This is a genomic window from Bacteroides sp. AF29-11 (genome assembly GCF_003602895.1).
Taxonomy (GTDB): Bacteria; Bacteroidota; Bacteroidia; order Bacteroidales; family Bacteroidaceae; genus Bacteroides; species Bacteroides uniformis.
The window spans coordinates 466261-478037 of the sequence record NZ_QTLY01000002.1 but is presented as its reverse complement, the minus strand read 5'-3'; the positions used below and the strand labels follow the sequence as shown (position 1 = coordinate 478037).

7 protein-coding genes and 1 tRNA gene are annotated in these 11777 nt (G+C 45.0%); 7 read left to right on the top strand and 1 reads right to left on the bottom strand.

Annotated features, from left to right (window positions below; translation table 11 throughout):
• A complete protein-coding gene (gene cobU, locus DWZ03_RS04740; protein ID WP_044467842.1) occupies positions 1–522 on the bottom strand; it encodes a bifunctional adenosylcobinamide kinase/adenosylcobinamide-phosphate guanylyltransferase in 522 nt (173 codons plus the stop codon).
• A 141-nt stretch (positions 523–663) separates the two neighbouring features.
• On the opposite strand from cobU, the gene DWZ03_RS04735 reads away from it, so the two are divergent.
• The 7 genes from DWZ03_RS04735 (at position 664) to DWZ03_RS04705 (ending at position 11769) form a co-directional block, all read left to right on the top strand.
• Positions 664–736, top strand: a tRNA-Gly gene (locus DWZ03_RS04735).
• A 335-nt stretch (positions 737–1071) separates the two neighbouring features.
• Positions 1072–1818: a FadR/GntR family transcriptional regulator gene (locus DWZ03_RS04730; protein ID WP_005829254.1), complete on the top strand. Its 747-nt coding sequence runs from the start codon at positions 1072–1074 to the stop codon at positions 1816–1818.
• Positions 1819–1829: 11 nt separating this feature from the next.
• On the top strand, positions 1830–4298 hold the full coding sequence (locus DWZ03_RS04725; protein WP_120129011.1) for a sodium:solute symporter family transporter: 2469 nt from the start codon (positions 1830–1832) through the stop codon (positions 4296–4298).
• Positions 4299–4335: 37 nt separating this feature from the next.
• Positions 4336–5253, top strand: coding sequence for a dihydrodipicolinate synthase family protein (locus DWZ03_RS04720; RefSeq protein ID WP_005829247.1), 918 nt, complete (start codon positions 4336–4338; stop codon positions 5251–5253).
• A 166-nt stretch (positions 5254–5419) separates the two neighbouring features.
• A complete protein-coding gene (locus DWZ03_RS04715; RefSeq protein ID WP_005836952.1) occupies positions 5420–8599 on the top strand; it encodes a SusC/RagA family TonB-linked outer membrane protein in 3180 nt (1059 codons plus the stop codon).
• Between the two features lie 31 nt (positions 8600–8630).
• A complete protein-coding gene (locus tag DWZ03_RS04710; RefSeq protein WP_005829240.1) occupies positions 8631–10124 on the top strand; it encodes a RagB/SusD family nutrient uptake outer membrane protein in 1494 nt (497 codons plus the stop codon).
• Between the two features lie 13 nt (positions 10125–10137).
• Positions 10138–11769 carry a sialidase family protein gene (locus tag DWZ03_RS04705; RefSeq protein ID WP_120129009.1) on the top strand — a complete coding sequence of 544 codons (1632 nt, stop codon included), beginning with the start codon at positions 10138–10140 and terminating at the stop codon, positions 11767–11769.
• The last annotated feature ends 8 nt before the right edge of the window (positions 11770–11777 follow it).

Here is an 11777-nt window from a genome sequence, read left to right as displayed (position 1 = left end):
TTATGAATGAGTGTTTTTTACGGTAAGTGGGATGCCGGATACCATCAGTATCACTTCGTCGGCACGGGCGGCTACATATTGGTTCATCCAGCCTTGCATGTCCGTGAACTTTCGTTGCAGTTCGTTCTCGGAAGCTCCTCCCATACCTATTTCATTGGTTACAAAGATGAAGGTTGCGTCTTGTGCCGTGAAGCGGTCGAACTCTGCCTTTACTGCGGCAAGTGCCCGGTCGGTATCTGAATGCAGGTCGAAGAAAAAGTTGGTACACCATAAGGTGATGCAGTCTATCAGGACGATCCGTCCCTCCAGCCGGTGGCGGCTGAGTTCTTTCTGCTCTTCGATGTTTGTCCATTCCGGTCCCCGGCGTTCCTGATGCCGGATTACCCTCTGGCGGAATTCTTCGTCCCAAATGCGTGCTGTGGCAAGATAAACGGGAGTGGGAGAGAGCTCGAGTGCCAACTTTTCCGCATAGGTGCTTTTGCCGGAACGTGCTCCTCCGGTGATGAGTATGATTCGTTTCATTGGTATTTAGTCTGTATTTTGAAAGAATATCTTTGTTTTCCCGAGCAAAAATAGGAAATATTTGACGAAACGTTTGTTTTTTTAGGAAGGAATTTATTAACTTTGCCACCGTTTTTAAGGCATGACCTTGGAAATGTTTATGCGGCAGTAGCTCAGTTGGTAGAGCATCAGCTTCCCAAGCTGAGGGTCACGAGTTCGAGTCTCGCTTGCCGCTCTTTATAAAAGGCTGAATACTTAGTTATTCAGTCTTTTTCTTTTTTAAGAACATTCATTCTCAGGTATTAATAATTCTTCTAAACTATTTTTTAAGCTGCACTTATATTGTTTTTCCCCTTTTTCTGTTTTTCTTATTGTTTGTTCGCATATGTAATATAGCCGAAATATATATTACATCGTGAATAGTAAATTTGCAAAAATGCAACACTTTAAAAGTTAATAAATATAAAAGAAGTGATAATATATTCTTTATATGTTGCTTTTATTAAAAATTATCCATTTATTTGTCTGACAAATAATACTAATAGGACTAATAATAACACGATTTAATATATGGAAAACTTAAAAATTGATGGGCAGTCGATTACTTTGGTAGACCAAGTGGAAGACAAGTTATTGAATTATTTCAGAAGTCAGGACTTGAAAGTGGGTGATTCTATCCCTAACGAAATTGAGTTGTCGTCAGCGTTGGGGGTAGCTCGTAGTGTTCTTCGGGAAGCTCTTAGCCGTCTGAAAATGATGGGAATGATTGAAAGCCGTACACGTCGTGGAATGATATTAACTGAGCCTTTCATCTTAGGGGGAATGAAGAGAGTGGTTGATCCCCGTATTATGAGCCAGGAATCACTTCTCGATCTTTTGGGATTTAGGGTTGCCTTGGAGATAGGAATCAGTAGTGACATATTTCATAATATTAAAGAGCAGGATATTATGGAACTGGAAGAGATTGTTAATGCAGGCGTTGCATTGGGGAACAACGAATATGCCAATCTCAGCGAATATACTTTCCATTCAAAACTATACGAAATAACGGGGAATAAGACGATTGTACAGTTCCAAAGCATCATTCATCCGGTTATGAACTTTGTAAAAACCAATTTGAGGGAACGGGTGGAAGCTATAAATATAGAACTGGAGAAAAAGGGAAAGATTGTAACTCACACCGATTTATTGAACTTTATCAAGAATAAGGATGAAATGGGCTACAGAAATGCTATCGAGCAACACTTTTATGTCTATAAGAAGCTGATTTATGATAGGGCAGTGTTAGGAGAACAGAATAAGGGTCAATCACAATAAAAATATGACAAATGACACGGATTGTAAATAATTGTGTTGCATTGGTATGCCTTTGTTTGTTTTGGGGGCAAAGCCTAAGAGCTGCAGATGCTTCTCATTCTGAGCAGATAAAGTGGGGCAACGAGAGTGTTTTTAATGAGGAACACAACACTTTGGGACTCTTTTCCGGAGTACTTGGCGGACAAATTGTCTTGGCAGGCGGCACTTCCGACGATTATAGCCGATGGGGAAGAAATGCGGTATGCCTTTCTGAAAATGCCGGATTCGCTTTGTATGAAGATGTGTTGTCCAAGCCGTTGGCTTATGGCGCTTCCATAACACTCTCTGACGGTATCTTGTGTATTGGAGGGCGTGATTCTTCCCAATGCTACAAAGATGTATTTCTTGTCACAATGCAGCAGGGCAAACTGAATGTTTCGGAAGATTGGCCGCCACTTCCTTTTCCGTTGTCTAACGCGGCAGGAGCACTACTGGACAATAAGGTATATTTGTTTGGAGGCAGGAAGTCGGTAAGTCCGTCCAGGTTATCGGATTCTTTTTTTGTGCTGGACTTGTCGAACAAGTCCAGAGGATGGAAAGAACTACCGGGCTATCCGGGATGCGTCCGGGAAGATGCAATTCTCGTGGTACAGAACAACGGCGTTTCCCCTTGTCTGTATTTATTGGGTGGACAGACGGAAACGGAAGAAGGGTTGTCTTCTTGCTTGACTGATGGATATGTCTATAACCCCCAATTGGGTAAATGGAGTTCATTAGGTTCGGATTTTCCGAAAGGAATATGTGCTGCTGTCGCCAGCGGAGCCAACCATATACTTCTTTTTCAGAAAGAGCCGGAAGATACACAGCATCTTAAAAAAGAGAATACTTTATGGAAATATCATACAATTACGCAGACTCTTGTCAAGTCTGAATGTATTCCAGGTACCTATGACACCATGCAAGTCTTGCAAAGAAACCGTTCCTTCGTTATACTCGGTAGCAATGCCAGTTCCGGAACGAATAGACTGTACAGCCTTCAAGGGGATATTGTTCCTTTGGAAAAGGGGTTGGGACTTGTCAATATCCTTGTGATTATCGGTTATTTTGCCGTATTGGCCGGAATTGGAATTTACTTTTCACGGCGCCAGAAAAGTACGAATGACTATTTCAAGGGTGGAGGACGCATTCCGTGGTGGGCTGCCGGGCTGAGTCTTTTCGGAACCGCGTTGAGTGCCATCACCTTCATGGCTATACCCTCCAAGGCATATGCCACGAACTGGAGTTATGTGTTGTTCAATACCGGTATTGTGTTTGTTGCCCCCGTTATTGTTTATGTCTTTATTCCTTTTTTCCGGAAATTGAATATAACGACTGCCTATGAGTATCTGGAGATACGTTTCAATGTCTTTATCCGGATTATTTGCAGTCTGGCCTTTATTATTTTCCAGGTAGGGCGTATGGGCGTTGTGCTTTTTCTGCCCTCCATTGCTTTGAATGTGGTGACTGGATTGGATATATTCCTATGTATCGGTATTATGGGAGTCTGTAGTATTCTATATACAATGATAGGGGGAATAGAGGCGGTTGTATGGACAGATGCCATTCAAGTAATTATACTGTTGGGAGGAGCGATATTTGCAGTGATATACATCTCGTGTTCTCTTCCCGGCGGATTGGGTGAAACGATTGATATTGCCGTGGCAAACGGTAAGTTCGATTTGGGAGCGACGAACTTTGACTTGAAGGATGCTACGATGTGGACCGTCATTATTGCCGCATGTTTTACCCATCTTACCACCTATGGGACGGACCAAAGTATGGTGCAGCGCTATCTCACTACCTCTTCGATGAAAGAGGCACGGAAGAGTGTATGGACCAATGCGATATTGACTGTTCCCGCCACACTGATTTTCTTCTTTATAGGCACTGCGCTTTATGCCTATTACAAGGTGTATCCTGAGAATCTGAGTATCAGTATTCCTAACGGCGATGCCATTTTTCCGTGGTATATTTTTACCCAATTGCCGGTCGGTATTGTAGGGCTGCTTATTTCGGGCATCTTCGCAGCGGCAATGTCCACTTTGAGCGGCAGTATGAATTCGGCAGCCACAGCTTATATAGTAGACATTTATTCACGTTTCTTTCATAAGGGAGAGGGGGGCAATGAATTGCGTGCGGCACGTATGGCAACTTGTGTGATAGGAATCATTAGTCTATCTTTTGCTTTTCTTATGGCAACATGGAATATCGCTTCATTGTGGGACGAATTCAACAAGATACTCGGGCTCATATTGGGCAGTATGGGAGGACTGTTCATGTTGGGCATGCTTACCAAACGCGCCAATTCCGGAGGAGCAATCATTGGTATAGTCGCAAGTATCATCGTACAATTGTTTGTTGCCAGATTCCAGACGTTCCATTTGCTTTTGTACACGGCGTCCGGCTTTATCTCATGTTTTGTCATAGGCTATCTGACAAGCTTGTTCTTTAAGAAAAAATAGGTTTGAACCTATCATTAATTATAATATAATTTTATTTATGAACAAACGACTTTTAACAGGATTAATCGCTGCACCATTTACGCCAATGCACGAAGATGGTTCCTTAAATTTGCAGGTGATCGGGCCGTATGCAGAGTTTCTGATGCAAAAGAAATGTGTGACGGGAGTGTTTATTTGTGGCACGACGGGAGAATCCGTTTCTCTGACAACAGAAGAACGAAAGGCTGTTGCGGAAAAATGGATGGAGGCAGCCAAGGGAAAACTGAAAGTGATAGTGCATGTAGGTGGCATGTCGCAGGTTCAGTGTGCCGAGCTGGCAGCCCATGCGCAAGCTATTGGAGCTGATATGATAGCAGCCATGGCGCCCTGCTTTTTCAAGCCCGGTTCTGTAGATGAGCTGATAGGTTTTTTCAAGCCGATAGCTGCATCGGCTTCCCGCTTGCCGTTTTATTACTATAACATGCCGTCCATAACCGGGGTTTCCTTGCCGGTACACAAGTTCCTTATAGAGGGCAAGAAGCAAATTCCCAATCTGGTGGGAGTCAAGTTTACTCATAACAACCTGATGGAGATGCAGCAGTGCATTCATGCGGACGGTGGGGCGTTCGAAGTCTTGCACGGTTTTGATGAGATACTGATTACCGGATTGTCGGTTGGAGCTAAGGCTGCCGTAGGCAGTACCTACAACTATGTTCCGGGTATATACAAAGCTGTGATGGAAGCCATGGAAAAGGGAGACCTTGAAACAGCCCGTGAAATGCAATGGAAATCTGTTGAAATCATTGATGTGCTGATAAAGCATGGGGGAGGAGTCAGAGCCGGTAAGATATTCATGAAACTGGCAGGAATAGACTGTGGACCATGTCGATTGCCGATAGCTCCTTGTTCTGAAGAAGAGCTGGAGGAGACAAGAAACGAATTGAAAAATACGGAATTCTTCAAATACATTAATTAACTAAAAACGATTGCCTATGGAGATATTGCAACAATACATCCAATGAAAAAACTCATTGGCCAACTTAAGTTTGACCCCCGAAAAGGGAGGGGAAACGAGTATTGGCACTTCCCGTTTCCCCTTAAATAAATTACTGAAACAATTTATTATTAAAATCGTAACAAAGATGAGAAAAATATTTCATTTTCACCTCATAACTTTTCTACTATTTTGCCCATTTTTGCTTTGGGCACAAGAATTTAACCTATCAGGTGTAGTAGTGGACAATACTGGTGAAACTCTTCCAGGAGTTTCCATCGCTGTGAAGGGTACGACTCGAGGAGTTATTACGGATATGAATGGCGCTTTCCAGCTGAAAGTAAGCAAGGGGGAAACTCTTGTATTTTCCTATGTGGGCTATGATGAACAGCAAATCCTGATTACTAATCAAAAGATTCTTAACATCCGGATGGAACCGACCACCATGGGGCTGGATGAAGTGGTGGTTGTAGGTTATGGTACCCAATCCAAGCGTACCGTAACATCCGCCATCAGCAAGGTGGATGGAGAAACATTGAAGGCAACTCCTATCAATACTGTGGGAGAAGGGCTGAAGGGTAAAATTGCGGGTGTACGCGTGTACAATGAGAACAATACTCCGGGTGCAGAGGCTACGTTCTTGATTCGTGGTGGTTCATCTATCAGTCAGAGTAATTCTCCTCTTATATTAGTTGATGGCGTAGAGCGCAGTACAGCGGGTATCAATCCCAATGACATCGAATCTATCGAAGTCTTGAAGGATGCCGCTTCTTCTGCTATTTATGGTTCGCGTGCATCGAATGGAGTTGTCCTGATTACGACAAGAAAAGGAAAAAGCGGTGCTCCTCGAGTGACGTTTGAGGCTTCCTTTGCAAACGAGAATGTGGAGCGGATGATTGAGTATCTGGATGCTACCCAAGCTGTTACTATCATGCGCGATCGTTGGGCTTCCGGACCCAGTCCGGAAAAGTTATACCTTGACGGATATGCTTATAGTTCCGGCAATACGGATGCTTCCAAGTTTTCTACCCGTTACCTGAGGGATGGAGAGAGCATTCCGGCAGGATGGAAGTCTGTGGCTGATCCGTTGGATCCCAGTAAGACTTTGATTTTTGAAGATAATGATTGGGCCAGTACTTGTTTCAAGAATGCTCTTTGGCAAAATTATTATGTGGGGATAGAAGGAGGTACGGAGAAATTGAGCTATGTGGGCAGTATTGGCTATATGAAAGATTCCGGTGTAGGTGTAGGCACGGCATTCGACCGTTTTAACGCCCGTACTAATGTAACTGCCAAAATCAGAGAGAACCTGACTTTCAGTAGCAACATAGATTACAGCCAGACGAATAGCGAAGAGTATGCCAGTCAGTATCAGGTGATTTCCCGTGGACTGATGACCCCGGCTGTTCAACGTAAATATTGGGTGTCTGACAATGAATGGTACGGAACCCCGACGCCAGGTCCAAACTCTTCGTCTCCGAATCCGAGCTTCTACTCGTATTTTAATGATAACAATCAGCGTACCAACCGTTTGGGGTTAGTCGGCTCTCTTGATTGGGAAGTTTTGAAAGGATGGCATGCTGTGGGCACCGCTTCTTTGTTTACGCAAAACAGCCATGGAGATACATTCATGCGTGCCAACCCGATGAATGGAACGCGGAAGGCGACTACCAACATGACGGATGAGCAACGGAAGAAACTGGAATTCTACACCAGCTATACAAGAACGTTTGCCGATAAACACAGCATCAGTGCGATGGTAGGATATTCCTATCAGCAATATTTGTACAAGTATGTGTATGCTGCCACTACCGGACACAGCTCCGACAAGATACCGACATTGAACGGAGGTTCTGTTTATTCCGATGCAACGTCGACCAAGCAGGAAGATGTGAATATCGGTTATTTCGGCCGATTGAACTATGATTATCTGAAAAGATATATGTTGACTGCTACTTTCCGTGAGGACGGCTCTTCCCGTTTTGCCAAAGGCAACCAATGGGGATTCTTCCCCGGATTGTCTGTCGGATGGGTTATGAGTGATGAGCCTTTTATGCAGAATATCGGTTTTATAAGTAATTTGAAGTGGCGTGGCAGTTATGGGCAGACCGGTAACAACTCCATCGGCTATTACGATGCATTAGGATTGTATGCCATTACCACCAGTTACGATCAAAGTGCTGCGACCGTTTCTTCGGCCATGCCTAACAAGGCTCTTGAATGGGAGACTTCCACACAATTGGATTTAGGTTTTGATTTAGGCTTGTTCAAGAACCGCATCATTCTGGGTATCGATTACTTTAATAAGATTACGGATAACCTGATTACTTCCAAAGTATTGCCCAATACGTCGGGATACGGTTCCATCCTTACCAATCTTGGAAAAGTACGTTTCCGTGGTTTCGATGCTGAAATAACAACACGTAACATTGTCAAGAAGGATTTCACGTGGGAATCTAAATTCACCATTACTTACGTAAAGAACAAGGTGCTTAAACTGCCCGAAAACGGACGGGACAAGAACCGCCAGGGAGGATACTCTGTAAAAATGCAGGATGGCACGACCAAAGAATTCGGAGGTGTTGCCGAGGGTGAACCGTTGGGGCGTTTCTATGGATATAAGAAAGACTTTATCATTACAACTCCCGAGCAGGCTGCCAATGCCCGTTATGACACCTCATCCAAAGGTTGGGACTGGACCACGAAACAGAAACTGGGTGTCGGAAAAAAGACTATCGGAGACTATGAGTGGAAAGACCTGAACGGAGACGATATCATCAACAGCAATGATATGTTCCTGCTGGGAAATACGATTCCCCATACCACCGGAGGTTTGAACAATACTTTCACTTACAAGGGCTTCACATTGAATGTCTATCTTGATTTTGCTTTGGGGCACTCCATTTCCAATGGTTATCTGCAACGCCAGATGTGTAATTTCATGAATGGAAACACCAGCCTGCCTGCTGAAATCCTAAAATGCTGGAATGTGGGGGATGACCCGAGTAAGGCCAAGTATGCCCGTTTCTCAGGCAATGACTCCGATGAGTTGAATAAGAATTTCCGGGACAACTCCGATGTTTTCACCCAGAAAGCCGATTATCTCTGTATCCGTGAAATCTCTCTGCAATATGCTCTGCCTCAGGCATTGCTGGCAAAGATTGGTCTGAAAGGGCTGGTATTGACCCTGGCCGGAAACAATCTGCATTATTTTACGGAAGTAATAGGCCTTTCTCCCGAAGTAGGTGCATCAAGTACCTATTCCGGTAGTTTCAACACCTATCCGCCTATCCGTAAGTTCTCTATCGGATGTAAAGTTACTTTGTGATAAAAGAAGTTTAATACGAAAAATAAGAATTATGAAAATAAAAATATTATCCGGCATTCTTCTTATAAGTGGGGTCTCGTTTTTTACATCATGTCATGGAGACCTGAATGTGATACAGCCCAGCCAGTTCACCAGCTTGTCCATGTGGACAGAGGAGAGCGATGCTACGAGTGCGGTAAATGGAGCATATACTCAATTCCGTTCCGCCTTTTCCGATTTGCTCAACATCTATGGAGAGATGCGCTCAAACTGGTATGAGAGTGGGGCGGTAAATGATGCGTTTTTTAATAGAGTGGGTACAAACGTATTGCTGAGCGGTGATGCAGGTACAAATTGGAGTAGTATATATACTACCATTAATAGTGCAAATTTGATTCTGAAGCATACTCCGGAAATCTCTTTCACCAATGAAGCTACACGTAATGAGGTGATGGCCAATGCCTATTTCCTACGGGCATATTGTTACTTTACTCTGGTGCGGGTATTCGGTGACTGTCCACTACTGACTTCCGGCTTTGAGTCAGAAAAGCAGGAGGACATGTATCCCAGCCGTACGGCGGCCTCTGAAGTATATGCTCAGGTCGAAACCGATATAGAAGAAGCTTTAAGGTTGATGCCCGCTTCTTCCAAGCTTCTCCATAAGGCATCTCCGGCAGCCATCAACATGTTGCGTACTGAATATTACTTATGGAAGGCAAAGCGTCTGGGAGGAGGGAATGCGGCTCTGAGTACGGCGCAGTCTTCTGTTGATGCGGTATTGAAAGCCGGATATGCACTTCTTCCCACGTTTGCCGATATTTTCAATTTAAGCAACGAAGCCAATTCTGAGCTTATCTGGACATTGCCCTATATCGTCAATGAAAATGTGACTCCGGGAACATCCCCCAACTTTTTCGCCTATTATCTGGCACCTAACGGTGACAGAACCCGGCTGAGGGAAGCCGGATATACCGAGGATGAGGTTCCTGCCGGTTCCCATGCCCAGTATGTTGTGCCCACGCAAGCCTATTGCGATTTCCTGGCTGAGGATGCACGTGACACGCGTACGGATGTTTCAGTACGGGTATTCGAGGATAAGTTCCTGACGGAAGAAGTACAGATTAAAAGGATGGTTGTGAAGTTCAAAGGCTCCTTTGCCAATGATACGCGTAGTTTTGACAGTGATGTCCCCGTCTATCGTTTGGCCGAAGCCTATCTTTTGAAAGCTGAAGTGGAAAATGCCTTGGGAAATACGGATGCCGCTTTGCAGAATCTGAATGTAGTGGCCAAGCGTGCTTATGGGGTAGACAACTACTACACGGCAAGGACTCAGGATGCCATAGACAATGCCATTATCAGCGAAATACTGAAAGAGTTTGTCGCAGAATCAAAAGCATGGTGGGCATACCTTCGCTTTAATAAGGAATTCGAGCTTATTGAGACCTTGAAGGGGCGTGAAGGGGAGAAGAATGTTACCTTGTGGCCTATTGCTCCTGCTTGTCTCAATACTAATCCGAATATAACACAAACGGAAGGTTACAAATAAATATTGGGATGATATGAGATATAAGACTATACTTTTACTGGTCTTGTCTGCTTGGGGCATCATGGCATGCCAAAATTATACGGATAAGATAGCGGTGGAGATTCGGCAACCGGTATATCCGGTGTTGACATTGAAGGAGCATAATCCGGTATTGTGTCTGCGTCTGATTAGGAACAGCGGCGTGGCATATCAGTTGGAAAAGATAAATTTCACTTTGGATGGAACTGTCCGTTCCGGTGATGTCGTTTCCGCTTCGCTGTTCTTGGATAAGAATTGTGGGCAGGTTTGTGCAAGTGCCAAACCGGTGAACAAACAATTGAGTTTTAAGGTAGGCCGGCAGATAGAGGAAGATACACTGACATGCTGGGTGACACTCCGACTGAGGGATGATGCGGCGCAGGCTACAAGCAAGATTGAAATCTCATGCAGCAGTGTCCAGACAGACTTGGGGCTGGTGGGCATCCGCCAGTTGCCCGCAGTAAAGCCGCTCCGTATAGGAGTGGCCCTGCGGCAGCCGGGTCAGGACGGGGTACACACTTCCCGCATTCCCGGATTGGTGACTTCGACGAAAGGTACCTTGCTGGCCTTGTATGATGCACGCAATGAAAGAGATGACGATTTGCAGGGCGACATTGATATTGCCATCAATCGCAGTGAAGATGGAGGGCGGACTTGGCAACCCATGCAGACTGTTCTGGATATGAAAGAATGGGGCGGGCTACCTCAGAAATATAATGGAGTGAGTGATGGTTGCATCTTGTCGGATGATTTCACCGGAGACCTCTATGTCATAGGGTTATGGATGCACGGAGTCTTGAACCCCAAGACGGGCAAATGGATAGAGAATCTTACCGATACCTCGACCGTATGGAACCATCAGTGGCGTGCGCACGGTTCTCAGCCGGGATATGGTGTCAAACAAAGTTCTCAATTCCTGATTAGTAAGAGTACCGACGACGGACTTACCTGGAGTGAGCCGCGTAACATTACCCGCCAGGTAAAAAAGGAAGAGTGGTGGCTGCTTGCTCCCGGACCGGGTCGTGGCATCACAATGGAAGACGGTACATTGGTATTTCCGGTAGAGGGGCGGAACGAAGACGGGCTTCAGTTCTCTACAATCATGTGGAGTAAAGACAAGGGCGAAAACTGGACCGTAGGCGAACCGGCCTACTACAATACCAACGAATGTCAGGTGGTAGAACTTTCAGACCATTCCTTGATGTTGAACATGCGTGAGCGCAGCAACCGGGGACGTCAGGAAGGTAATGGGCGGGCCATTGCCGTCACTGCCGATTTGGGAAAAACGTGGACGGAACATCCCACGTCGCGCAGAGCTCTCATTGAACCGGCTTGCCAGGCATCCTTGCTGCGCCATGATTATATTGAAGACGGAGAAGAACGTCATGTATTACTCTTTGCCAATCCTAATTCAAAAGAGCGCCGTAACAACATTACCATTAAGGTGAGTTTCGATGACGGGCAAACTTGGCCCGAGGAGTATTGGATGTTGTTGGATGAAGGTAGGGGGGCGGGGTACTCTTGCATGACTTCTATTGACGAGCATACCATAGGTATCTTTTATGAGGGGAGTCAAGCCGACATTCAGTTCCAGGCTATCCCGCTGAAAGAATTATTGAAGAAATAAAAGTATAA

Bases quoted from the DNA above. Each gene is read 5' to 3' on its own strand.
- cobU (WP_044467842.1), bottom strand. From the start codon at position 522: ATGAAACGAATCATACTCATCACCGGAGGAGCACGTTCCGGCAAAAGC.
- DWZ03_RS04730 (WP_005829254.1), top strand. From the start codon at position 1,072: ATGGAAAACTTAAAAATTGATGGGCAGTCGATTACTTTGGTAGACCAA.
- DWZ03_RS04725 (WP_120129011.1), top strand. From the start codon at position 1,830: ATGACACGGATTGTAAATAATTGTGTTGCATTGGTATGCCTTTGTTTG.
- DWZ03_RS04720 (WP_005829247.1), top strand. From the start codon at position 4,336: ATGAACAAACGACTTTTAACAGGATTAATCGCTGCACCATTTACGCCA.
- DWZ03_RS04715 (WP_005836952.1), top strand. From the start codon at position 5,420: ATGAGAAAAATATTTCATTTTCACCTCATAACTTTTCTACTATTTTGC.
- DWZ03_RS04710 (WP_005829240.1), top strand. From the start codon at position 8,631: ATGAAAATAAAAATATTATCCGGCATTCTTCTTATAAGTGGGGTCTCG.
- DWZ03_RS04705 (WP_120129009.1), top strand. From the start codon at position 10,138: ATGAGATATAAGACTATACTTTTACTGGTCTTGTCTGCTTGGGGCATC.